The sequence below is a fragment of the Nonomuraea sp. NPDC001636 genome (assembly GCF_040298265.1).
Classification (GTDB): Bacteria; Actinomycetota; Actinomycetes; order Streptosporangiales; family Streptosporangiaceae; genus Nonomuraea.
The window spans coordinates 148,545-170,516 of sequence record NZ_JBEOZT010000020.1; the positions used below are offsets into that span (position 1 = coordinate 148,545).

Sequence of the window (21,972 nt, forward strand, 5' to 3'; positions counted from 1 at the left end):
AGGGCGAGAAGGCATGGACGTGTACGAGGCCGTGGACAGCCGCCGGGCGGTGCGGGCGTTCAGCGACGAGCCGGTCCCCAAGGAGGTGCTCGAACGCGTGCTGACCGCCGCGACGCGGGCCCCGTCGAGCGGGAATCTTCAGCCGTGGCGGCTGTACGTCGTGGCCGGCGAGCCGCTGGCCGAGCTGAAACGGCGGGCGACGGCCAGGGCGCTGGCGGGAGACCCGGGTGACGAGCGGGAGTACCCGATGTACCCGGCCGAGCTGACCTCGCCGTACCTGGACCGGTTCGCCGCCGCGGCCGACCAGCGGTACAGGGCGCTGGGGATCGAGCGCGACGACCCCGACCGGCCGCGGCGGATCGCCGCCCTGAACTCGGCGGCGTTCGGGGCGCCGGTCGTCCTGTTCTGCTACCTCGACCGGGCGATGGGCCCCGGGCAGTGGGCGGACGCCGGGATGTACCTGCAGACGGTCATGTTGTTGCTGAGGGCGGAAGGGGTGCACAGCTGCCCCCAGGTGATGTGGACGATGTACCGCGAGACCGTCAGCACGACCGTCGGCGCCCATGACGGGCTTGTCCTGCTCTGCGGGGTCGCGGTGGGCTTCGAGAGGGAGGGCGTGCCGCGGCTGCGTACCGGGCGGGCGGACCTGGCGGAGACGGTGAGCTTCGTCGGGGTGTGACGCCGGGCGGTCAGGGGCGGCGGGCGCGGGAGGCGAGGCGGCCGGCGACGGCGAGGACGAGGTCGCGCAGCTCGTCGGGACGCTCGATGACGAACGGGCGGTCGAGCGCGGCGAGCACGCCGGGCAGCCAGTCGAGCCGTTCGGCCCGCAGCTCGACCCGCCACCAGCGCTCGCCCGCCGGACCGGCCTCCCCAGTGGGCTCCCCGGCGGTGTCGGGAGCGGGCTCGTCGATGATCTCCTGCATGGTGGCGACGGCGGCGGGCAGGCGGGTGCGGATCCGCTCGGCCGTCCCGTGGATCCGCAGGGTCACCTCGTGCCGGTAGGAGGCGGTGGCGAACCCCGACAGGACGCGCTGCGCCGGATCCTGCGCGGCGCGTCCAGCGGGCGGCTCGAACGAGCCGGGCAGGGCGCGGGCGTCCGCGACGCGGTCGAGGCGGAAGGTCCGGTCCTCGCCGAGGCCGGGGTCCTCGCCGGTGACGTACCAGCGGCCCGCGTGGCTGACGATCCCGTACGGGTGCAGCGTGCGGTCACTGCGCCGGCCGGCGCGGTCGGCGTACCGGATCGAGACGGGCCGGCGGTGGCGTACGGCGTCGGCGATCGTGAGCAGGACGGCGGCGTCCGGGCCGGCGGGCCCGCCGGGCGGGCCGGTGAAGGCGAGGGATTCCATGAGCGCGTCCAGCCTGCGGACGAGCCGCTCGGGCAGCACCCGGCGGATCTTCGCGGCCGCCGTCTCGCTAGCGGTGTCGCCTGCGGCGCCGGCCGTCCGCCGGTTGGCGATCAGGCCGAGCAGCACGGCCAGCGCCTCGTCGTCGTCGAGCATGAGCGGCGGCAGGCGGTAGCCGCGGGCGAGACGGTAGCCGCCGTAACGGCCGCGCACCGACTCGACCGGCAGCCCGAGGTCGACGAGCTGACCGACGTACCGCCGCACGGTGCGGCCGTCCACGCCGAGCCGGTCGGCCAGCTCGGCCATCGTGCGGACGCCGCCCGACTGCAACAACTGCAGGAGCGTGAGCACACGACCGGTGGGTGGCGACATGAGGACGAGCCTATGGCGAATAGTGGACCGAATCCGTCCAGTATCAGTCGTACCGTGCGGGATGCCAAGAGCTGTACGAACACTGAAGGAACGTCATGAACTTCGTCTCGATCCGCATCATCACCGCTGACGTCGCCCGCCTCGCCGGGTTCTACGAGCGAGCCACCGGGACCAAGGCGACCTGGTCCACCGAGGACTTCGCCGAGATCAGGACCGCCACCGCCACGCTGGCGATCGCGGGCACCCGCACCGTCCCGCTGTTCGCCCCGGGCTCCGCCCGCCCGGCCGACAACCACAGCGTCATCGTCGAGTTCCTGGTGGACGACGTGGACCGCGCGTACGAGAACCTGGCCGGCTTCGTCACCGGCTTCGTCAACGAGCCCACCACGATGCCCTGGGGCAACCGGTCGCTGCTGTTCCGCGACCCCGACGGCAATCTCGTCAACTTCTTCACCCCGGTCACCCCGGTCACCCCGGCGGCCGTGGCGAGGTCCGCCCGCTGATCGGAAAACCGGCGGGCCGGGTCAGGCGGCGGGGGTGCGGCGGCGGGACTGCCAGGCCAGGTGGGCGTCGCGGACCTTGGTCCACAGGGCCTCGCGTTCGGCGCCGTTGACGTCGTCGAGGCGCAGCCCGAAGACCTCCTCCAGGGCCTCGAACCACTCCCGCCGGGTGGACAGCTCCCGCTCGGTCCTGCCGTCCGCGCCGATCCGCCGCAGCATGCAGCCCACCAGGCAGTCGGCGCCCGTCGCGTCGCGCCGCAGCACGACGGCGGCCCGCACCAGCCGGGACTCGGGCGACGTGCACAGGTACGGATGCCACTCCACGAAGTCCCCCGGCTCGGCGGGGGCCCGCTCGACGTCCAGCCCGGCGATCGACCCGCGCGGGTCGTGGTCGAACCGCCAGCCGCCGGGCTCCACGTCCGAGGCGGACAACCGGAACTCGAACGGCCCCTGCCGGTACGTCCCCGCCCGCAGCGGCAGCGGCTCGTGCAGCCCGTCGCCGAGCCCGATGTCCACCAGCCAGTCCTGCCCGTCGAGCGCGACGGTGAGCGCGAGGTGCGGCGCGAACGACGCCGGCGAGGCGGGCGCCCGGACGGCGGCCTGCACCCCCGCCCGATGCCAGGTGACGTCGTAGCCGAGCGCGGTCAGCAGCGTGGCGAACGCCCCGTTGAGCTGCACGCAGTAGCCGCCGCGCCCGCGCAGCACCCGCTCGACCGACTCGCGCGGGTCCACGGTGATCCGCCGGCCGAGCTGAACCTCCAACGTCTCGTACGGCACCCGCTCCACGTGCGCGCGGTGCAGGGCGCGCAGCGCCGGGAGCGACGGCTCGCCGGGGTCGCCGACGTCCAGCCGGTCGAGGTAGGCGTTCAGGTCACGGTCACGAGTTCGCCGCATGGGCCCTCCCTTCGGTCGCGCGTCCATCGTGGTCCGCCGCCCGGCCGTCCCGCACCTCGCGGATTGCTCGCCCGGCGGCGACGCGGGGACGGCGACGCGGGACGGCGATCCGGACGTACCGCGCAATCCACGAGATGCGGCGGCGCGCGGCCGCGACCGAGGATGACCACGATGACGCTGCCCTGAGCGGTTCACCGGGAGGAGACGACCAGATGCGCAACCAGACTGTCGCACCGGAGCGGGTGAGCGCCCGATGGGAGGATCACCTGCCCGACCTGCTGGACAAGCTGGGATTGCCGGCCGAAGGGGCGATCCAGGTGGGCGCGCACCGGGGCCAGGAGGTGGAGGCGCTCACCAGATGCGGGTTCCGCCGCCTGGTCATGATGGAGCCCAACGGCGACCACCTGCCCGCGCTGCGCGAGCAGCTCCGGCTGCACCACCTGGCCGCCGGGCTGCCCGAGCCCGAGCACGGCCACCCGGCCCGCGAGGTCGTGGCGGCGTGCGCCGGCCGGGAACGCGGCCAGGCCACGCTCAACGTCACCCCCTACGACAAGCAGTCCAGCATGCTGCCGCCGCTGCTGCCCATGGCCGTCGTCCGGCAGGACGTCGTCCCGGTGATCCCCGTCAGCGAGGTGCAGCACGGCTGCAACGTGCTGGTGGTGGACGCCCAGGGCGCCGAGCTGGAGGTGCTGGCCGGGACCGACCTGAGCCGCCTGCGGCTCGCCGTCGTCGAGGGCAGCGTGACGGCCCGCTACAGCGGCGGCTCGACCCTCGACAGCATCGCCGAGCACATGACGGCGCACGGCTGGCGCGAGGTGGCCGCCTGGCCGCACCTGCGTCCCGGCGTCGTGGACGTCGCCTGGCTGGCCCCCTGGCCCACCCCGTTCTGATGGACCGGCCGTCGGACGGGGGCCTGGCGTGCGAGCGCCGCGGGGCGGTGGCCGTCCTGCGGCTCGACCGGCCCCGCGTGCGCAACGCGCTCGGGTCCGGGCTGGTCGCGGCGCTCGGCTCCGCGCTGGCCGAGCTGGACGACGACCCCGGAGTGCGCGCCGCCGTGCTGACGGGCGCGCCGCCGGGGTTCTGCGCGGGGTCGGACCTGAAGGAGCTGTCCGGGATGACGCGTGAGGGCATGGTGCGGCACGAGGCCGACACCGGGCGCGTGGCCAGGGCCGTCCAGCATCTCGGCATCCCCGTGGTGGCCGCCGTCGAGGGCTTCGCGCTCGGCGGCGGCTTCCTGCTGGCCACCGGCTGCGACGTGGTGGTCACCGCCGAGGACGCCCGCTGGCACCTGCCGGAGGTGCGGCTCGGCTGGGTGCCGCCCTGGGGCATCCAGAGCCTGGCCGCCCGGGTCGGGCCGGTCGCCGCGCGGCGGCTGGTCTGGGGCGACCGCCCGCTGACCGGCCGCGAACTGCACGGGATCGGCGGCGCCGACGAGCTGACCGCGCCGGGGCAGGCGCTGGCGTGCGCGCTGGAGGTGGCGGCGGGGCTCGCCGAGCTGCCCCCGCACGCGGTCGCCTCCGCCAAACGGGCGCTGACCGACGCGGTGAGCGGGCCCGCCGAGACGCTCGACGCGCGCACGGCCTGGATGTTCGGCGCCGACTGCGCCTCCGCCACGGCCCGCGAGAGCCTGGCCCGCTTCGGAGCCCGCCCATGACCGGCCCGGACCAGGACCAGCACCAGGCCCCGGACCTGCACCAGGCCCCGGACCAGGGCCACGCCCCGGACCAGGCCCCGGACCGGTCCTCTGAGACGGTCGCGGGCGGACGGACGGGCAAGGTGTGCGGGGCGGCCGAGGCCGTCGCACTCATCGAGGACCACCAGGCCGTCGCCAGCACCGGCGTCATCGGCTGGCTCACCCCCGACGCCCTGCTGGCCGCGCTCGGCGAGCGCTTCGCCGCCACCGGCGCCCCGCGCGAGCTGACCTTCTACTTCCCCTGCGCCACCGGGGACGCCGTCGGCATCGGCGGCATGGACCACGTGGCCAGGAAGGGCCTGATGCGCCGCATCGTGTCCGCCTCGTTCATCAACCCCCGCCACCCGGTGACCGGCGCCCGCCCCGCCCTGACCGAGCTGATCCAGAACGACCTCGTCGAGGCGTACAGCTGGCCGATGGGCGCCGCCATGCACTGGCTGCGCGAGGTGGCCCGGCGCGGCCCCGGCTACCTGACCCGCGTGGGCCTCGGCACGTACGCCGACCCCCGGCACGGCGGCGGCAGGTTCACCCGCCTGGCCCAGGAGGACCTGGTGGAGCTGGTCGAGCTGGGCGGCGAGGAGTACCTGTTCTACCCGTCCTGGCCGCTGCACGCCGGACTGGTCCGGGCGAGCGCCGCCGACCCCGACGGCAACCTGTCCTTCGAGGACCAGCCGCTGTTCTCCAGCGCGCTGGCGATCGCCCTCGCGGTGAAGGCGTGCGGCGGCACCGTGATCGCGCAGGTGTCGCGGATCGTGCCGGCCGGCGCGTCGCCCGCGCGCGAGATGCGCGTGCCAGGGGCGCTCGTCGACCGGGTCGTCGTGGTTCCGGACGCGCCCATGACCACCGGCGTACGGCACGACCCCGGCTACCTCCGGCACGTGCCCGACGCCGTCGCGCGGGTGCCGCGGCTGCCGTCCGGCCCGGACAAGGTGATCGCCCGCCGGGTCGCCAGGGAGGTCAGGCCGGGGGAGACCTCGATCTTCGGGTTCGGCGCCTCCTCCGACGCCGTCCTGGCCATGGCCGAGGACGGCCTGCTGGACGACGGCCGCCTGGACGAGCACCTGTTCACCACCGAGCACGGCTCGTTCGGCGGCATCGTGATGAGCGGCTGGCAGTTCTCGGCGAACTACTCGCCGCGGGCGCTGCTCGACGGGCCCTCTCAGTTCGACTTCATCGACGGCGGCGGCTGCCCGTTCGCCGCGCTCGCCTTCGCCCAGATCGACGCCGAGGGCAACGTGAACGTCAGCCGGTTCGGCGCGGCCAACCCCGGCGCCGGCGGGTTCGTGGACATCGCGCACAACGCCACGCGGCTGGTCTTCGCCGGCACGCTGACCACCGACGGCCTCCGGGTGAGCTGCGCCGACGGCGGGCTGCGGATCCTGGCCGAAGGGCGGGTGCGCAAGCTGGTGCCGCGGGCCGGTCACGTCACGTACCGGCTGGGCGAGGGCGTGCGGCGCGGGCAGTGGGCCCGCGTCGTCACCGAGCGGGCCGTCTTCGACGTCACCGCCGGCGGCCTGGAGCTGGTGGAGCTCGCGCCCGGCGTGGACCTGCGCCGCGACGTGCTCGACCAGATCGGCTTCCCGGTCCGCGTCTCGCCGTCGCTCGTCCCCATGGACCCGGCCCTCTTCCGCCCCTGACCGCCGCCGCGTGCAAGGCCGAGCCGGGGGCGGGTGCCCGGCTGTGCGCCGCCGCCCCCTCCGGTTCACGCCGCCCGCCTCGCCCCGGACGTCGCGCCGGACGGCAGTGAGCGGATCTCGGCGGCGAGCCGGTCCATGGCCGCGTGCAGCAGCGCGTCCGACAGGTACGGCGCCGGCCCGAGCCGCAGGTACTCGCCCCTGCTGTCGGCCTGCACCCCCCGCGCCGCCAGCCCGGCCCGCAGCCGCCCCGCGTACGGCGAGCGCAGCGCCAGGAACCCGCCGAACTCCCCGGGCGCGGCGTCCAGGTCCCGGCTGACCACGTGCGCGGGCGCGCCGATCTCGTCGAAGCGCGCCGCCAGCAGCCCGCGCTGCCGCAGCGACACCGCCCGCAGGACCTGCGGCGTCAGCCCCTGCGCGGCGAAGAAGTCGAACACCCGGGCCGCCCGGTAGTGGCTCACCGGGTCGTAGGTCGCCCCCGCGAACCGGGCCGCCCCCGCCGGGTAGCCGACCCGGCCGCCCGCCCGCGGGTCCTCGGCCAGCTCGGCGAACTCCGAGTACCACCCGGTCACCACCGGCCGCAGCCGGTCGGCGTGCGCCGGCAGCCGCAGCACGCAGTTGCCCTCCCCGAGCTGCAGGTACTTGTAGCCGCCCGCCACCACCCAGGCCGAGTCCAGGCCCGCCGTCGAGAACGGTACGACGCCGAGCGCGTGGTAGGCGTCCACCAGCAGCTCGGCGCCCCGCAGGCGGCAGACGGCGGCGAGCGCGTCCAGCTCCGGCACGATCCTGGCCGTCTCGAACAGCACCGCCGAGACCAGGACGGCGGCCGTGCGCCCGTCGGCCGCGTCCGCCAGCCGCGCGGCCAGCGTGCCCACCGGCTCCGGCGGGACGACCACCACCTCCACCCCCTCCTCGGCCAGCCGGGCGAGCTGGCGCCGCAGCGTGTGGAACTCGCCGCCGGAGGTGACCAGCCGGGGCCGGCCGCGCAGGTCCAGCGCCGACAGGAAGCGCAGCACCAGCTCGTGCGTGCTGGACCCGAGGGCCAGCTCGGCGTACGGGTCGCTGAGGAAGAGCCGGAACCCCTCCCTGACCCGGTCGGCCTTCCTGAACGCGGCGGCCCACTTGTCGTCCACGTCCCTGGCGGCGTCGTCGAACGCCTCGATCTGCCCGGCCAGCGCCACGTCCGGCCAGGCCTGGTGGGAGTGGCCGGTGAGCAGCAGCCGGTCCGCCGCGCGGAAGGCCGAGTAGTGCGGCGCCAGACGTCCCGAGATGTCGTTCATGCCATGCTCCTGACCGCCCACAGGTCGGGGAACGACGGCGTCAGCGAGGCCCGCAGGTACGCCCCGCCGCTGGAGCCGCCGGTGCCCGGCCGGGCGCCGATGGTGCGCTCGACCATCTTCAGGTGCCGGTACCGCCACTCCTGGAGGCATTCGTCCAGGTCCACCAGCCGTTCGCAGAGCTGGGCCGCGCCGGTGTCGTCCCGGTAGACGCGCAGCAGCAGGTCCTGCAGCGACTCCGACGGCTCCAGCGGCAGCCGCACGTCACGGTGCAGCCGGTCCTGCGGCACCTCGTAGCCGCGCAGGTACAGGTACGTCAGCAGCGAGTCGTACAGCGTGGGCCTGGCCATCGCCGCCTCGATCCGGGCGCGGGCCGGGGTGCCCTCGGCCTGGCCGAGCAGCATGCGCTCGTCGCGCCGGCCCAGCACCGCCTCGATCTCGCGGAACTGCGCCGACTGGAAGCCGCTGCTGGTGCCCAGCTTGCCGCGGAAGGCGGCGAACTGGAACGGCGTCATCGTCTCCATGACGTCCATCTGGGAGACCGCGAGCCGCATCAGCTTCAAGGACCGGTGCAAAGTCCGCATGGCGTGCGCGGTGAATCCGCCGGCGAGTTCGAGTTGCAGCTCGGCGAATTCGTGCAGCAATTGTTTGAACCACAGTTCGTACACCTGGTGGACGATGATGAACAGGGTCTCGTCATGGCTCTCCGAAACCGGTCGCTGCGCCGTGAGGATCTCCTCCAGCGCCAGGTAGGACGAGTACGTCAGGACGGTGTCTTCTCTCATGGCCCCAACGATGCGCGCCCCGGGGAACGGGCGACAGGCCGTTCGCGGGCAGCTACCTGCCCCGCCGGGACCGCTTCCTGCAATTCGCCGGAAACGCATTCCGGAAGATGTGGAAAAGGCCGTCCGGCGGCACGGGGAATTCAGCACGACACGAGATGCGGCCGCCCGCGGCCGCGCGTGACGATGGCGCCGAGGGGGCGCCGAGCCCCATCAGCGAGCGAACTGCGAGGAAACATGCCATGACCTCACCGGAGATCATCAAGAGGAGCGGCGCCGGCAAACGTGCCCCTCGGCTCGACGGGCTGCGCGGATATCTGGCACTGGGCGTGATCGTGGTGCACGTCGCCTTCGCCGCCGGCGTCATCGGCTTCTACGACAAACCGTCCGTCGGCATCTGGCCCGTGCTGATCCAGGGTCTCAACGTGCTGCTGCCGCCCTTCTTCGTGATGTCCGGCCTGCTGTTGTACCGGCCGTTCGCCAGGGCGACGATCGTCGGCACGCCGCGTCCTGAGCTCAAGGGCTACCTGATCAAGCGCATGCTGCGGATCCTGCCCGCGTACTGGCTGGTGGCCGTGGCGGCGCTGCTGCTGCTCAACCTCAAGAGCGTCGACGGCCTCTGGTACGTGCTCAGCCCCCTGCTGCTCATGCACTACTACGTGCCGGGCCCGGAGGCGGGCTACGCCGGGCTGGAGCCCACCTGGACCGTGCCCGCCGAGGTCACCTTCTACCTGGCGCTGCCCATCCTGGCCTGGATCTTCGACCGGTACGCCAGGAAGGCCGCCGACCCCGGCGCCAAGGCCCGCCGCCTGCTGGTCCCGCTGGGCGTCTTCGTGCTCGTCGGCCTGGCCTGGACCGCGTACACGCACCTGGAGTCGATGGGCCCCTTCCCGTACGAGTACTTCTGGGTGATCGGCTTCACCGGGTTCCTGGCCATCGGCATGGGCCTGGCCATCCTGTCGGCGTACGCGGAGGCCAAGGACACCACGCCCGCCTTCTACCGCCTGGTGGCCCGCCGGCCGCTGCTGTTCTGGCTGGGCGCGGCCGTCGTCTACGTGATCAACTGCATCCGGCCGTTCGGCAAGCCCGGCATGGCCGACTACGCCACCGTGCCCGAGGCGATGGCCGAGATGGTGCTGTTCCTGATCTTCGCGCTGCTGGTCATCGCCCCGGTGGTGGTGCCCGGCGTGCACTCGAAGGTCATCGACGCGGTGCTCACCAACCGTCCGATGCGCTTCTTCGGCCGCATCTCCTACGGCGTCTACCTGTGGCACTTCATCCTGCAGTACCTCTGGCTGCAGAACGGCAGCGTCTTCGGCGCGCCGCCGGTGCCGATGCCGATGGTGATGGGCAAGTCCGGCTTCTGGGAGCTGCTGGCGGTCGTGCTCGTCGGCACGGTGGCCGTCGCGACGGTCAGCTACTACCTGGTCGAGCTGCCCGCGATGCGGCTGCGCGAGCGCCTGGTGGCCCGCCGCGCCGAGCCCGAGCCGCGCCGCCCGGCCGAGAGCCCGCGCGTCCCGGTCTAGGGCTGCTCAGAAGGGGTGCGGTCCGAAGCGTCCCCAGGCGACGAACGCGGCCAGCAGGAACAGGATCGCGTTGACGGCGATCGCGCCGGGCTCCTTGCGGCGGACGTGCACGAGCGCGGCCGGCACCATCGCCACGGCCAGGCCGGCCGCGGCCAGCGGGGTCAGGGCGGGCGCGACGCCGGTGACCGCGGGCAGGATCAGCCCGAGCGCGCCGGCCAGCTCGGTGAGGCCGATGAGACGGACGGCGCCGGCGGAGAAGTCCTCGGCCCAGGGCAGCCTGGGCTCCAGCTTCTCCTTGGGCTGGGTGGACTTGGTGAGTCCGGCGAGCCCGAACAGGAGGGCCAGCACGGCCTGCACGATCCACAGGGCGATGTTCATCACGGGTTCCTTCGCGGAAGGGGGTGGCCGGGGCGAGGGGCCCCGGCGTGGCCGGTCGAGGGGTGAGGACGGTCCCGGGCCTTCAGCCCGGGGACGTCAGGAGCAGGTGACGGCGATCTTGCCCAGCGTGCCCGCGCGGAAGGCGGCGAACGCCTCGGGGGCCTGCTCCAGCGGGTAGGTGGCGGTGACCGGCACGCGCAGCGCACCGGCCGCGACCCGGGCGGCCAGCTCGCTCAGGGTCCGCGGGTTCGGGTCGGCCATGACCGTGTGCACGATGATCGCGGCGTCCTGGACGGCGTCCTGGGTCAGGCCGAGGGTCGAGGCGAGCCGGCCGCCGCCGCGCAGCAGTCCCGCCAGCTCGGCGCCGTCACCCGCCAGGTGCAGCACGGCGTCCACGCCCGCCGGGGCCAGCGCACGGACCTGGGCGGGCAGGTCGCCGTCGTGGTCGACGAGCTCGACCTTGGCGGCGGTGAGCCCGGTGACGAAGTCGGCCTCGGCGCCGGGACGGGCGGTGGCGATCACCCGGACGCCGCGGGCGGCGGCCAGCTGCACGGCCAGCGCGCCCACGCCGCCGGTGGCGCCGGAGATCAGCACGGTCTCGCCCTCGGCCGGGGCCACGGCGTCGAGGCTGTCCAGCGCCGCGGTGCCGGCCAGGCCCAGCGCCCCCGCCTCCGCCACGCCCAGCCCCTCGGGGAGCGGGGCGATGCCGTAACCGGCGGACACGGTCACGTACTCGGCCATCGAGCCGGGGCCGAGGAACGGCTTCATCACCACGCCGAAGACCGGCTGCCCGACGGTGAAGCCCTCGGCGCCTTCGCCGAGCGCCTCGACGGTGCCGGCGAAGTCCTTGCCCACCACCAGCGGGAACCGGTGCTCCATCATCTGCTGCAGATAGCCGGCGGCCACGGCCAGGTCGAAGCCGTTGACCGCGGATCCGGCGACCTTCACCAGCACCTCGCCGGCCTCCGGCCGCGGGACGGGCAGGTCGGCCAGGGCCGGGTCGGCGGGGACGGAGTTCAGCATGACAGCACGCATGAGCGGAACCTCTCAGAAAAGTGGAACGGGCTACCCGTTTCGTGCTGCCCAGCGTAACAAGAAAAATGGGTAGGTCGTTCCACTTGGGTAGGATGGAGGCATGGATCATCCCGCCGACGCCTCCGCACCCTCCGGCGAGCAGCCCGGGCCGGGCCTGCGCGCCGACGCCGAGCGCAACCGCGAACGCATCGTGGCCACCGCCCGCCGCCTGTACGCCAGCCACGGCCTCGGCGTCTCCATGGCCTGCATCGCCCGTGCCGCCGGGGTCGGCAAGGCCACCCTGTCGCGCCGCTTCGCCACCCGCGAGGAGCTCATCAACGCCGTCTTCGCCGACCGCATGGACGCCTACGCCGCCGCCGTCGCCGAGGCGCTGGCCGACCCCGACCCCTGGCACGGCTTCGTCGGCTACGTCCAGGCCGTGTGCGCCATGCAGGCCGCCGACCGCGGCTTCGCCGACGTGCTGGCCATGACCTTCCCCGCGGCCAAGGCGCTGGAGAAGCGCCGGGCCGCGGCCTACCACGGCTTCCTCGACCTCATCGAGCGCGCCAAGGCCACCGGCCGGCTGCGGGCGGACTTCACCGACCAGGACATGGTCATCCTGCTGATGGCCAACGCCGGGGTCATCGCCGCCACCGGCGACGCCGCCCCGGACACCTGGCGCCGCCTCGTCGGCCAGATGCTGCGCGCCTACGCCGCCCCCGGCGCCGACCTGCCCCCGCTGGAGCCGACCCCCGCCCCCACCGCCCTGTACCGGGCCATGGTCCGCCTCACCCGCCCCGCCCCCGGCCCCGGCGACGACCTGGGGTGAGCAGCCGGGACGGGGGGCGGCGGCCGGGCCGTGGGGGCCGGGCCCGGCCGTCACGAGATCGGTCCGGCTACCCCGCCCGGGTCATGGTGGCCTCGTAGCCGCCGCCCGGCCACTCCCACCGGCCGCTGATGGTCCGGCCGTCCTCGCTGAAGGCGCCGCTGAACCCGGCCGGCGAGCCCTCCGCGCCGAACCAGATGTTGAGGTCGCGCCCGTCGAGCTTCCACACGTAGACGAAGTTGTTGCCGGTGCTGTCGAAGTAGTGCGAGCGCAGCGCGCCGCTCTCCGGGTCGTGGCCGATGTACTCCACACCGGTCATCGTGCCGCCGCCGTGGCTCATCTCGACGCGCTGGACGAGGAAGAAGCCGCCGTCCATCCACTCGAAGACGAGCCGGCCGCCGGTCGCCTCGCCGGTGCCGAAGTCCTTGCCCGTCATCTCCCACGTGCCGACCAGCGGCTGCAGGGTCTGCAGCGAGGGGTCGGGGGTGGGCAGCTGGTTCTGCGGGTTGGCGGTCTCTGTCATGTTCCCTCCACGGGACAGGTCGATGCCCGGTACGCCGATCGCGTACCGGGCGGGGGTGAGCTCACTTGGCGCCGAAGAACGCCTTGACGCGGGACCAGCGGCCCCAGACGACCAGCGCCAGGACGACCAGCAGGACGGCCTCGATCACCGGGACGCCGCCCAGCACGATCGCGTTGGTGCCGGCCGCGCCGATCATCAGGCCGATCAGCGCCAGCGCGGCCACGCCGCTTAGACGCGGGATCAGCAGCCCGATCGCGCCGGCGATCTCCAGCACGCCGACCACGTAGCGGAACCACTGGCCGGCGCCGATGTCCTCGAACATGGTGACCATGGTCGGGTCGCCGGCGAGCTTGAGCACACCGCCCAGGCCGACCTGGAACGCCAGAAGGACCTGGGCGACCCAGAGGGCGATGTTGACGCCGCGGCCGGTGGACCGGCCGACGGCGGACGTGCTGTTCGTGGTGCTCATGCAGTCCTCCTTGAGGAACTAGTTGACGATCTCCATCTGGCCCATCATCCCGATGGCCGAGTGCTCCAACATGTGACAGTGGTAGACGTATCGCCCCAGGTAGTCGCCGAAGCTGGCCTGGAAGCGCACGGTCTCGCCCGGCTGGATGAGCACCGTGTCCTTCCACCCCGCCTCGCCCGGCTGCGGCGGCGTGCCGTCGCGGTCCAGGATCCGGAACTGGGCGAGGTGGGTGTGGAAGTTGTGCGGGACGCCGAAGCCCGAGCCCCCGACGTTGGTGTCGGAGTTGGTGACCTCCCAGACCTCGCTGGTTCCCCGCTTGACCTGCATGTCCACCCGATTGGCGTCGAACGCCTGATTGTTGATCAGGGCCTGGATGTTGACCGGGTCCAGGCTGAGGGTGAGCTGCCGGGTCTGCGTGGCCGCGGCCAGCGGGACCATCGCGCGCAACTGGCTGGGCACGCGGCTGCGGTCCACGGCCCGCCGTACGACGTCGAAGCGGAGCACGGACCCGCTCACGTCCTCCAGCGTGATCTGCGTGCCCAGCGGGAACGCGCCGAAGTCGATCACGACCTCGGCCCGCTCGCCCGAGGAGAGCACCAGCTTGGACGTCGGCACCGGCGCCGCAAGCAGGCCGCAGTCGGTGGCGATCTGCGTCATCTGGGCGCCGTTGCTCAGCGACAGCTCGAAGATCCGGTGCGTGGAGCCGTTGAGCAGGCGCAGCCGGTACTTGCGGGCCGCGACCTTGAAGTACGGCTGGGCCTTGCCGTTGGCGATCAGCGTCGGCCGGTTGTAGGGGTCGGCCGGGTCGAAGACGAGCCCGCCCTGGTCGTCGAAGAGCGCGTCGCGCAGCAGGATCGGCACGTCGTAGGCCCCGGACGGCAGGCCGAGCTGCTGCTCGTCGGCGCCCTCGACCAGGTAGAAGCCGTGCATGCCGCGGTAGACGTGCTCGGCCTCCATGTGGTGGGTGTGGTCGTGGTACCACAGCGTCGCGCCGGCCTGGGCGTTCGGGTAGTCGTAGGTCTTCGACTTGCCGTCGGCGATCAGGTCCATCGGGTACCCGTCGCTGGCCGCCGGCACGCGGCCGCCGTGCAGGTGCACGTTCGCCTCGTGGCCGAGCTTGTTGTCGAAGGTGACCAGCGCCCTGCGGCCCTGCCGGGCGCGGATGGTGGGGGCGGTGAACTGGCCGCCGTACGTCAGCACGGGCGTGCTCACGCCCGGCAGGATCTCGGTGGTCGCCTGCTGGATGGACAGCCGGTAGAAGTCGATGCCCGGCAGGGTGGCCACGGGGGCCAGCACCGGGGGCACCGGCATCGCGACGCTGAAGGGCGTCGCGGTGGCGCCGGTGCGGACCGCGGGGACCCGGCCCCCGTGGTCGTGCATGCGCATCATGTGCGGTTGCTGCGCCTGCTGTTCCGGCTCGCCGAACAGCCCGCGGGACACCGGGGTGAGCGCGGCGCCTCCTGCCAGGCCACCGAGAACGATCAAGCGCCGTCGGCTTAACATACGGGAACTCCCATCGCCATGTCCGAGCGTGGCATCGCCCGCCGGCACGGTCTTCTTCTGAAGTGCTCACTTCACGGGCGGATGCCGTGGGAGCGGTGCCGCCGCCCGGAAGGCGGCGGTGGTTCAGCCCACCGACAGGCGGCGCGGGGTGCGCCCGTCCAGGCAGTCGGCGTTGTAGGCGTCGAGCAGGGCCTGAGCCCGCTGCGACGCCTCGGCGAAGCAGTCGTCGGGGTCGGCGCCGTCCAGCACCCGGGTCATGGCCTGCGTCATCAGGTCCTGGATCCCGGCGAAGTCCCCGAGCACCGCGCCCAGCGCGGCGGGGGAGCCGTCGGCCGCGCGCAGCTGGGCGGTCGCGGCCCGGTGCACCGGGTGCCGGTCGAACCAGCCCTCCTCCTCCAGCAGGCCGGTCGCGGCCCCGGTGACCGGCAGGAATCCGGCCTCCCGGTGCCAGCGCGCCGCGTTGCCCGCGCTGAGCAGGTGCTGGACGAACGCCAGCGCGCCGTCCCGCCGCTCCGGCGGCAGCCCGTCGGTCAGCCAGAGCGCCTGGCCGGAGACCAGGTGCCCGGCGCGCGGCAGGCTCTCGTTGTGCGGCAGCGGGCTCGCCGTCACCTCGAACCCGGACTCCCGCCCGCGCTCGGCGATCATGCCGGTCACCACCGAGGACGCGATCGTGAACGCCACCCGCTGCCCCAGGAACGCCCCCAGCGCCGGACCCCAGTCACCGGGTTCGCCCGCGCGCAGGTAGTGGCCCTCGGCGTGCAGGCGCCGCCACCAGGCGGCGTAGGCCAGCAGCTCCTTGGAGGCCAGGTCCACCCGTCCGGCGCGGCCGGCGCGGCCGTTGTCGTGGTCGGCCAGCAGGCCGCCCTGCCCGGCGACGGCCTGCTGGAACAGCCAGCCGTGGTTGGCCCAGGAGACGCCGTGCGGCGGGCCGCCGGGCAGCGCCCGCACGGCGGCGCAGGCCCGCTCCAGCTCCTCCCAGGTGCGCGGCGGCGCGTCGATACCGGCCGCGCGGAGCAGGGTGGCGTTGGTGAGCAGCACCGCCGTGGTCGCCGTCGCGGGCGCGGCGACGAGCTCGCCGCGGTAGGTGTAGTGGCCGCGGACGGCCGGTTCGAGGTCGGCGAGCACGACCGGCTCGCCGAGGATCTCCGCGCGTCCCCCGACGGCGCGCTCGATCGGCGTGAACAGCGGCGCGCCGGAACGCGACCGGGTGTCCAGCGCGAGCCGGGTGGCCGTGGCGTAGTACTCCGCCAGGTCCGGCGGCTCGCCCCGGCCGGCCGCGCGGGCCACCTCGGCGGGCAGCTCGCGGAAGCCGTGCCCGGTGATCTCGATCCGGAGGTCCGGGTGCGCGGCCTCGAAGTCGGCGGCCATCCTCCTGATCGGGCCCAGGTAGTCCGGCAGGGGATGCTCGGCGATCCAGACGCTGATGACCGTTCTCATTCGCCTCATGATGAACGCGGCCACCCTGCCGCACATCTTGTGAAATGCGGTGTTTCGTGAGCTCAGACAGCAATTCAAAGGATGTGGGCCCCGCGACGTGAATGTGACCCTGACTGCGAGTCGCAGAGCGGCGAAACGGAGGAGCACGGTGATCAACACTCATGACGAGTTCGACGTTGTCGTGATCGGCGGAGGCCCTGGCGGCTCGGGTACGGCGGGACTGCTGGCCCAGCGCGGGCACCGGGTTCTGGTGCTGGAGCGGGAGAAGTTCCCGCGCTACCACATCGGTGAGTCGCTGATCACGGGGTCCATGCCCACGTTGGAGGAGCTGGGCCTGAAGGACCGGCTCGACCAGATGGGGTTCGTCAAGAAGTACGGCGGCACCCTGTTGTGGGGCAGGAACCAGGGCACCTGGGACTTCCGCTTCGCCGAGGCGTCCAACTACGAGTACGCCTACCAGGTGCGCCGCGCCGACTTCGACGCCCTCCTGCTGACCAGGGCCAGGGAGCTGGGCGCGACGGTGTTCGAGGAGGCCACGGTCAAGGACCTGGTGTTCGACGGCGACCGCGTCACCGGCGTCACGTACACGGTGAAAGGCGACGCCGAGCAGCGCACCGCCCGCTGCCGCCTGCTGATCGACGCCACCGGGCAGCAGCACCTGCTGGCCCGTCGCTTCGACCTCATCGAGTACCACGACGACCTGCGCAACATCGCGGTCTGGTCGTACTGGCAGGGGTGCAAGCGCTACGGCGGCACGCGCTTCGGCGACACCGTCACCGAGAACCGCCCCGCGGGCTGGTTCTGGTTCATCCCCCTGCACGACGGCACGGTGAGCGTCGGCTACGTCACCCCGATCGAGGAGTACAAGAAGTCCGGCAAGAGCCTGGAGGACCTGTACGCCTCGGAGCTGGCCGCCGCCGAGGAGGTGCGGGCCCTGACCGAGGGCGCCACCCGGGTCACCGGCTTCCGCAGCATCCGCGACTGGTCCTACACCTGCACCCGCTTCCACGGCCCCGGCTGGGCCCTGGTGGGCGACGCGGCGGCCTTCATCGACCCGCTGCTGTCCACCGGCGTCGGCCTGGCGCTGCGCGGCGCCCACGGGCTGGCCGGCGCGGTGGACGAGATCCTCGCCGACCCGGCCTCGGAGGAGGCCGTGCTGGCCCGCTACGAGAAGGACTACCGCGAGTTCCTGAACTCCCTGCTGGACTTCGTGCGCTTCTTCTACGACCGCACCAGGCACAAGGAGGAGTACTGGGACAGGGCGCAGAAGACCCTCGACCCCAGCAAGCTCCGCCCCCGCAAGATCGACTTCGCCACGATGCTCTCGGGCGTCTCCGGCATCCACGCCATCTTCCACGACGACTGAGGAACCCGTTGATGTCGCCTACAACTGTGCACGGACACGTCGCCGAGCAGGCCAGGCGCACGCCCGACGCGGTCGCGGTGTCGGCGGGCCCGGTGCGGCTGACCTACCGGGAGCTCGACGAGCGGGCCAACCGCCTCGCCCACCGCCTGCGCGGGCTCGGCGCCGGCCCCGAGACGCCGGTCGCGGTGCTGATGGAGCGCTCGGCCGAGCTGGTCGTCACGCTCCTCGCGATCCTCAAGACGGGCGGCTGCTACCTGCCCGTCCACAGCGCCTACCCGGCCGACCGCCGGCAGTGGATCGTCGACTCGTCCGGGACGCCCGTCCTGGTCGCCGACCGCGCCAAGGCCGCCGCGGGCCTGCCGGCCGCCCCCGCGACCCTGCTGGCCGACGACGACCCCGCCACCGCGGCGCAACCGGCCACCGAGCCGGACGTCGCCACCGGCCCGGACGACCTGGCCTACGTCATCTACACCTCGGGCTCGACCGGGCACCCCAAGGGCGTCGCGGTCACCCACTGGGACGTGCTCGGCCTGGCCCTCGACCCCTGCTGGGACACCGGCGCCCACGAACGCGTCCTGATGGTCGCGCCGTACGCCTTCAACGTCTCGACGTACGAGCTGTGGGTGCCGCTGCTGCACGGCGGCACGATCGTCGTCGCGCCGCCCGGCGAGCCGGACCTCGACACCCTGCGCCGGCTGATCCGCGAGGAGCGGATCACCGGGCTGCACCTGACCGCCGGCCTGTTCCGCGTCGTGGCCGAGGAGGGGGCGGACTGCCTGGCCGGCGTCCGCGAGGTGCTCACCGGCGGCGACGTGATCGTGCCCGCCGCCGTCCGCCAGGTGCTGGCCGCCTGCCCGGGGACGACCGTGCGGGCCATGTACGGCGCGACCGAGGTGACCCTGTTCTCCACCCACGCGCCCCTGACCGCCGGTACCGAGCTGGGCACGACCGTGCCCGTCGGCGGCCCGATGCAAGGCGTGCGGCTCTACGTGCTCGACGACCGCCTCAGCCCGGTCCCCGGCGACCTGGAGGGCGAGCTGTACATCGCGGGCAGGGGAGTGGCCCGCGGCTACTACGGCCGTCCCGACCTGACCGCCGAGCGCTTCGTCGCCGACCCGTTCGGCGGGCCCGGCGAGCGCATGTACCGCACCGGCGACCTGGTCCGGCGGAACGACGACGGGCAGATCGAGTTCATCGGGCGGGCCGGCGACCAGGTCAAGATCCTGGGCTTCCGGGTGGAGCTGGCCGAGGTGGAGGCCGTGCTGGCCGGCTATCCGGGGCTGGCGCACGTCGCCGTCGTGGCCGGGCAGTCGCGGCAGGGCGACAAACGCCTGGTCGCCTACGTCGTGCCGGCCGCCGAGGCGCCCGACCCCGCCGCGCTGCGCGCCCACGTGCGCACGTCGCTGCCGGACTACATGGTGCCCACCGCGTTCGTCGTGCTGGACGCGCTGCCCCTGACCGCCAACGGCAAGGTGGACCGCGCGGCCCTGCCCGACCCCGACACCGAGCCCGGCTCGGCCTACCGCGCGCCGCAGAACCCCCGCCAGGAGGTCCTGTGCACGGTGTTCGCCGAGGTGTTCGGCGTCGAGCGGGTCGGCGTGGACGACAGCATCTTCGACCTGGACGTCCAGTCGCTGCTGGCGATGCGGCTGGTCAGCCGGATCCGCGCGGCGCTCGGCGTGAACCTGTCCATCGGCGACCTGTTCGACGCGGCGACCGTGGCAGGCCTGGACGAGTGGCTAGAGGCCGGCGCGCGCACCCAGTGAGAGGGACGAGATGAGCAACCCATTCGACGACCGGGACGCGGCCTTCCGCGTGCTGGTGAACCACGAGGGCCGGCACTGCCTGTGGCCCGCCTTCGCCGACGTGCCCGCGGGATGGGAGGTCGCCTTCGGCCCCGCCGTCCGCGACGCCTGCACCGAGTACGTCACCGCCCACTGGACGGACCTGCGCCCGCGCGGTCTCGCCGCCCGGACGGACGCCGGATAGCCCATGACCACCACGACGATCTTCGACGATCTGCGCCTGGACCACATCGGCTTCTACGTCGGCGACCTGGACAGCGAGACCGCCCGGCTGACCGGCTCCCTGGGCCTGACGGCCTACGCCACGGCCCAGGACGGCCGGGCCCGCGCGGCGGCCCTGGGCGCGAACCGGATCAGGTTCGTGCTCACCCAGCCGCTGGCCGCCGACCATCCCGGCGCCGGCTACCTCGACCGGCACGGCGACGGCGTGTCCGACATCGCGCTGGGCGTGCCCGACGCCGCGGCCGCCTACCACGAGGCGGTGCGGCGCGGCGCCCGTCCGGTCTCGGCCCCCGCCGGGCGCGACGGCTTCGTGACGGCCGCCGTCCACGGCTTCGGCGACGTGCTGCACACGTTCGTGCAGCGCCCGGCCGGGGCGCAGGAGCGCGCGCTGCCCGGCTTCCGCGACACCGGGCCGCGGCCGGCCGACTCCGCCCTCGGGCTGCGGGAGGTGGACCACCTGGCCGTGTGCGTCCCGGCCGGGGAGCTCGACGCCACCGTCGAGTGGTACCGGCGGGTGCTCGGCTTCGACCTCACCTTCGCCGAGCGCATCGCCGTCGGCTCGCAGGCCATGACCACCAAGGTCGTGCGCAGCCGCGGCTGCGGCGAGGTGACGTTCACGCTGATCGAGCCGGACGTGACCAGGACGCCCGGCCACATCGACGAGTTCCTGCGCGACCACGGCGGCGCGGGCGTGCAGCACCTGGCGCTGGCCGCCGCCGACATCGTGACCGCGGTGGAGGGCACCGCGGCCCGCGGGGTGGAGTTCCTGACCGCCCCCGACGTCTACTACAGCCTGCTCGCCGAACGGGTCCGGCCGGTGAAGTACCCGCTGGAGGACCTGGCCCGGCTCGACATCCTCGTGGACGAGGACCACGACGGGCAGCTCTACCAGATCTTCGCCCGCTCCACCCACCCCCGCGACACCTTCTTCTTCGAACTCATCGAGCGACTGGGCGCCCGCAGCTTCGGCAGCGGCAACATCAGCGCCCTCTACCGGGCCGTGGAGCTCCAGCGCAGCGGCCGACGCGATGCCCGCACGGAGGCGGCAGCATGACCATTTCCCCGCCGGCGATCCGGTACCCCCTGTCCTACACCCAGCACTTCCTGCGCCTGTTCGACCAGGGCGACGCCCAGGGGCCCTTCAGCGCCCGCTACAACATCGTCGTCGGCTGGCGCCTGCGCGGCCACATCGACGTCGACACCCTCCAGCTCGCCATGGACGACGTCGCCGACCGGCACGACGCGCTCAACATGACGATCACCCGGGGGGAGGGGGAGGCGTACCAGGTGCGGCAGCCGTCCGCGCCGGCCCGGCTGCTGGTGGTCGACCTGCCGGCCGCCGCCCCCGAGGAGCGCGCGCTGCGGGCCGAGGAGCTGCTCACCGAGGTCGAGGCCGGCTCCTACAGCCTCCAGGAGCTGCCGCACCTGCGCGCCATCCTCGGCCGGTTCGACGACGAGGACGCGGTGCTCGCGCTGATCGTGCACCACACCGCGGGCGACGGCTGGTCCATGCAGCTGCTCATCCGCGACATCGTCACCCGCTACGCCGAGCGCCGCGGCCACGCCGTGCCGCCGCTGCCCGAGCCCCGGCCCTACCACGAGTACGCCGGACGGCAGCAGGAGCAGGCCGGCAGCGCCGAGACCCAGGCCGCCCGCGACTTCTGGGCCGAGCGGCTGCGCGGCGCGCGCATGCTGGCCGTCCCCACCGACCACGCCAGGTCGGCCGGGCTGGCCAAGGTCTGCCCGGTCCACCGGTTCTCGCTGCCCAAGGACGTCTCCGCCCGGGTGATCGGCTACGCCAGGACGATGCGCAGCTCGCCGTTCATGGTGCTGCTGGCCGCCTACAACGTGCTGCTCAGCCGGATCACCGGGGCCACCGACCTGGTCGTCCCGGTGATCAGCTCCGGACGCGGGCAGCCGGAGTTCCAGGAGACCGTGGGGCCGTTCTTCAACTTCCTGCCGCTGCGCACCGGCCTCGACGGCTGCGCCACCTTCCGGCAGGTCGTCGAGCGCTCCCGCCGGACCTGCATGGACTCCTACGCCAACGAGATCCCGTTCCTGCAGATCGTGGCCGAGGCGCCCGAGCTGATGGCCGACGCCGCGCTGGAGAGCAAGGCGCTGTGCGCGCTGCAGGTCTGGCAGTTCGCCACCGGCATGGACGGCGAGCGCGTCGGCGACCTGGAGATCGCCGAGGTCCGCGAACGCCTGCTGGACCAGCCCAACGGCACCGACATCCCCGACGGCGCGCTGCTCACCTTCGACATCGCGCCCTCCGGCGAGATCTTCGGCAACTTCGCCTACAACAGCAACCTGTTCACCGAGAGCACGATCGTGACGATGGTGGCCGACTTCGGCGAGATCCTGCGCGCCGGACTGGCCGCCCCCGACTCGCCTCTGGAGTGATCGCC

22 protein-coding genes are annotated in these 21,972 nt (G+C 73.4%); 12 read left to right on the forward strand and 10 right to left on the reverse strand.

The annotated features are described in order from the left end of the window. Positions 1–13: 13 nt before the first annotated feature. Positions 14–679 (forward strand): nitroreductase, encoded by a 666-nt coding sequence (locus ABT158_RS32270; protein WP_352359874.1) that lies wholly within the window; start codon positions 14–16, stop codon positions 677–679. 10 nt (positions 680–689) lie between these two features. Here ABT158_RS32270 and ABT158_RS32275 read toward each other — a convergent pair whose 3' ends face one another. Beyond that, positions 690–1,715: a helix-turn-helix transcriptional regulator gene (locus ABT158_RS32275; protein WP_352359876.1), complete on the reverse strand. Its 1,026-nt coding sequence runs from the start codon at positions 1,713–1,715 to the stop codon at positions 690–692. Positions 1,716–1,810: 95 nt separating this feature from the next. Between ABT158_RS32275 and ABT158_RS32280 the strand changes: the two genes are divergently transcribed. Then, complete coding sequence (locus ABT158_RS32280) at positions 1,811–2,218, forward strand: VOC family protein (RefSeq protein ID WP_352359878.1); 408 nt, start codon at positions 1,811–1,813, stop codon at positions 2,216–2,218. A gap of 21 nt (positions 2,219–2,239) precedes the next feature. Here ABT158_RS32280 and ABT158_RS32285 read toward each other — a convergent pair whose 3' ends face one another. Next, a complete protein-coding gene (locus ABT158_RS32285; protein ID WP_352359880.1) occupies positions 2,240–3,109 on the reverse strand; it encodes an arylamine N-acetyltransferase family protein in 870 nt (289 codons plus the stop codon). Positions 3,110–3,321: 212 nt separating this feature from the next. Here ABT158_RS32285 and ABT158_RS32290 point away from each other — a divergent pair, with 212 nt between their 5' ends. From ABT158_RS32290 to ABT158_RS32300, 3 genes are read left to right on the forward strand one after another with little or no spacing between them, the layout of a single operon-like run. Further along, on the forward strand, positions 3,322–3,999 hold the full coding sequence (locus ABT158_RS32290) for an FkbM family methyltransferase (RefSeq protein ID WP_352359882.1): 678 nt from the start codon (positions 3,322–3,324) through the stop codon (positions 3,997–3,999). Further along, complete coding sequence (locus ABT158_RS32295; protein ID WP_352359884.1) at positions 3,999–4,763, forward strand: enoyl-CoA hydratase/isomerase family protein; 765 nt, start codon at positions 3,999–4,001, stop codon at positions 4,761–4,763. Before ABT158_RS32290 ends, ABT158_RS32295 begins: the two co-directional genes overlap by 1 nt. Beyond that, entirely contained in the window at positions 4,760–6,439 is a 1,680-nt protein-coding gene (locus ABT158_RS32300) for a CoA-transferase (protein WP_352359886.1), read from the forward strand. Before ABT158_RS32295 ends, ABT158_RS32300 begins: the two co-directional genes overlap by 4 nt. 65 nt (positions 6,440–6,504) lie before the next feature. On the opposite strand, the gene ABT158_RS32305 is transcribed toward ABT158_RS32300, so the two are convergent. After that, positions 6,505–7,716 (reverse strand): kynureninase, encoded by a 1,212-nt coding sequence (locus ABT158_RS32305; protein WP_352359888.1) that lies wholly within the window; start codon positions 7,714–7,716, stop codon positions 6,505–6,507. Continuing rightward, positions 7,713–8,498 (reverse strand): tryptophan 2,3-dioxygenase, encoded by a 786-nt coding sequence (locus tag ABT158_RS32310; protein WP_352359890.1) that lies wholly within the window; start codon positions 8,496–8,498, stop codon positions 7,713–7,715. The genes ABT158_RS32305 and ABT158_RS32310 overlap by 4 nt, the downstream gene beginning before the upstream one ends. Before the next feature lie 239 nt (positions 8,499–8,737). On the opposite strand from ABT158_RS32310, the gene ABT158_RS32315 reads away from it, so the two are divergent. After that, on the forward strand, positions 8,738–10,021 hold the full coding sequence (locus tag ABT158_RS32315; protein WP_352359892.1) for an acyltransferase family protein: 1,284 nt from the start codon (positions 8,738–8,740) through the stop codon (positions 10,019–10,021). Positions 10,022–10,027: 6 nt separating this feature from the next. Here ABT158_RS32315 and ABT158_RS32320 read toward each other — a convergent pair whose 3' ends face one another. Both ABT158_RS32320 and ABT158_RS32325 read right to left on the reverse strand, forming a co-directional pair. Next, the gene (locus tag ABT158_RS32320) at positions 10,028–10,399 is read right to left on the reverse strand and encodes a DoxX family protein (protein ID WP_352359894.1); all 372 of its coding nucleotides are present in this window, start codon (positions 10,397–10,399) and stop codon (positions 10,028–10,030) included. A gap of 96 nt (positions 10,400–10,495) precedes the next feature. Further along, positions 10,496–11,434, reverse strand: a complete 939-nt coding sequence (locus ABT158_RS32325; RefSeq protein ID WP_352359896.1) for an NADP-dependent oxidoreductase — start codon at positions 11,432–11,434, stop codon at positions 10,496–10,498. 100 nt (positions 11,435–11,534) lie between these two features. On the opposite strand from ABT158_RS32325, the gene ABT158_RS32330 reads away from it, so the two are divergent. Further along, positions 11,535–12,242, forward strand: a complete 708-nt coding sequence (locus ABT158_RS32330) for a TetR/AcrR family transcriptional regulator (RefSeq protein ID WP_352359898.1) — start codon at positions 11,535–11,537, stop codon at positions 12,240–12,242. A 67-nt stretch (positions 12,243–12,309) separates the two neighbouring features. Here ABT158_RS32330 and ABT158_RS32335 read toward each other — a convergent pair whose 3' ends face one another. The 4 genes from ABT158_RS32335 to ABT158_RS32350 all read right to left on the reverse strand — a co-directional run bounded on the left by ABT158_RS32335 (position 12,310) and on the right by ABT158_RS32350 (position 16,171). Beyond that, on the reverse strand, positions 12,310–12,762 hold the full coding sequence (locus tag ABT158_RS32335; RefSeq protein ID WP_352359900.1) for a DUF1579 family protein: 453 nt from the start codon (positions 12,760–12,762) through the stop codon (positions 12,310–12,312). 61 nt (positions 12,763–12,823) lie between these two features. Then, positions 12,824–13,231 carry a DoxX family protein gene (locus ABT158_RS32340; protein WP_352359902.1) on the reverse strand — a complete coding sequence of 136 codons (408 nt, stop codon included), beginning with the start codon at positions 13,229–13,231 and terminating at the stop codon, positions 12,824–12,826. An 18-nt stretch (positions 13,232–13,249) separates the two neighbouring features. Beyond that, on the reverse strand, positions 13,250–14,716 hold the full coding sequence (locus ABT158_RS32345; RefSeq protein WP_352359904.1) for a multicopper oxidase family protein: 1,467 nt from the start codon (positions 14,714–14,716) through the stop codon (positions 13,250–13,252). 141 nt (positions 14,717–14,857) lie between these two features. Further along, on the reverse strand, positions 14,858–16,171 hold the full coding sequence (locus ABT158_RS32350) for an extracellular solute-binding protein (protein WP_352359906.1): 1,314 nt from the start codon (positions 16,169–16,171) through the stop codon (positions 14,858–14,860). Positions 16,172–16,319: 148 nt separating this feature from the next. Between ABT158_RS32350 and ABT158_RS32355 the strand changes: the two genes are divergently transcribed. Genes ABT158_RS32355 through ABT158_RS32375 form a run of 5 tightly spaced genes read left to right on the forward strand, consistent with a single transcriptional unit; the run spans position 16,320 to position 21,967 of the window. Further along, entirely contained in the window at positions 16,320–17,537 is a 1,218-nt protein-coding gene (locus tag ABT158_RS32355; RefSeq protein WP_352359908.1) for an NAD(P)/FAD-dependent oxidoreductase, read from the forward strand. A 26-nt stretch (positions 17,538–17,563) separates the two neighbouring features. Beyond that, complete coding sequence (locus ABT158_RS32360) at positions 17,564–19,303, forward strand: amino acid adenylation domain-containing protein (RefSeq protein ID WP_352359910.1); 1,740 nt, start codon at positions 17,564–17,566, stop codon at positions 19,301–19,303. A gap of 10 nt (positions 19,304–19,313) precedes the next feature. After that, positions 19,314–19,526 (forward strand): MbtH family protein, encoded by a 213-nt coding sequence (locus tag ABT158_RS32365; RefSeq protein ID WP_352359912.1) that lies wholly within the window; start codon positions 19,314–19,316, stop codon positions 19,524–19,526. 3 nt (positions 19,527–19,529) lie between these two features. Then, on the forward strand, positions 19,530–20,618 hold the full coding sequence (gene hppD, locus ABT158_RS32370; RefSeq protein WP_352359914.1) for a 4-hydroxyphenylpyruvate dioxygenase: 1,089 nt from the start codon (positions 19,530–19,532) through the stop codon (positions 20,616–20,618). Beyond that, positions 20,615–21,967: a condensation domain-containing protein gene (locus ABT158_RS32375; protein ID WP_352359916.1), complete on the forward strand. Its 1,353-nt coding sequence runs from the start codon at positions 20,615–20,617 to the stop codon at positions 21,965–21,967. The genes hppD and ABT158_RS32375 overlap by 4 nt, the downstream gene beginning before the upstream one ends. The last annotated feature ends 5 nt before the right edge of the window (positions 21,968–21,972 follow it).

Coding starts and splice junctions, on each gene's coding strand:
- ABT158_RS32295 (WP_352359884.1), top strand. CDS start 3,999: ATGGACCGGCCGTCGGACGGGGGCCTGGCGTGCGAGCGCCGCGGGGCG.
- ABT158_RS32365 (WP_352359912.1), top strand. CDS start 19,314: ATGAGCAACCCATTCGACGACCGGGACGCGGCCTTCCGCGTGCTGGTG.
- ABT158_RS32320 (WP_352359894.1), bottom strand. CDS start 10,399: ATGAACATCGCCCTGTGGATCGTGCAGGCCGTGCTGGCCCTCCTGTTC.
- ABT158_RS32310 (WP_352359890.1), bottom strand. CDS start 8,498: ATGAGAGAAGACACCGTCCTGACGTACTCGTCCTACCTGGCGCTGGAG.
- hppD (WP_352359914.1), top strand. CDS start 19,530: ATGACCACCACGACGATCTTCGACGATCTGCGCCTGGACCACATCGGC.
- ABT158_RS32275 (WP_352359876.1), bottom strand. CDS start 1,715: ATGTCGCCACCCACCGGTCGTGTGCTCACGCTCCTGCAGTTGTTGCAG.
- ABT158_RS32270 (WP_352359874.1), top strand. CDS start 14: ATGGACGTGTACGAGGCCGTGGACAGCCGCCGGGCGGTGCGGGCGTTC.
- ABT158_RS32330 (WP_352359898.1), top strand. CDS start 11,535: ATGGATCATCCCGCCGACGCCTCCGCACCCTCCGGCGAGCAGCCCGGG.
- ABT158_RS32335 (WP_352359900.1), bottom strand. CDS start 12,762: ATGACAGAGACCGCCAACCCGCAGAACCAGCTGCCCACCCCCGACCCC.
- ABT158_RS32305 (WP_352359888.1), bottom strand. CDS start 7,716: ATGAACGACATCTCGGGACGTCTGGCGCCGCACTACTCGGCCTTCCGC.
- ABT158_RS32290 (WP_352359882.1), top strand. CDS start 3,322: ATGCGCAACCAGACTGTCGCACCGGAGCGGGTGAGCGCCCGATGGGAG.
- ABT158_RS32300 (WP_352359886.1), top strand. CDS start 4,760: ATGACCGGCCCGGACCAGGACCAGCACCAGGCCCCGGACCTGCACCAG.
- ABT158_RS32315 (WP_352359892.1), top strand. CDS start 8,738: ATGACCTCACCGGAGATCATCAAGAGGAGCGGCGCCGGCAAACGTGCC.
- ABT158_RS32285 (WP_352359880.1), bottom strand. CDS start 3,109: ATGCGGCGAACTCGTGACCGTGACCTGAACGCCTACCTCGACCGGCTG.
- ABT158_RS32350 (WP_352359906.1), bottom strand. CDS start 16,171: ATGAGAACGGTCATCAGCGTCTGGATCGCCGAGCATCCCCTGCCGGAC.
- ABT158_RS32325 (WP_352359896.1), bottom strand. CDS start 11,434: ATGCGTGCTGTCATGCTGAACTCCGTCCCCGCCGACCCGGCCCTGGCC.
- ABT158_RS32340 (WP_352359902.1), bottom strand. CDS start 13,231: ATGAGCACCACGAACAGCACGTCCGCCGTCGGCCGGTCCACCGGCCGC.
- ABT158_RS32280 (WP_352359878.1), top strand. CDS start 1,811: ATGAACTTCGTCTCGATCCGCATCATCACCGCTGACGTCGCCCGCCTC.
- ABT158_RS32375 (WP_352359916.1), top strand. CDS start 20,615: ATGACCATTTCCCCGCCGGCGATCCGGTACCCCCTGTCCTACACCCAG.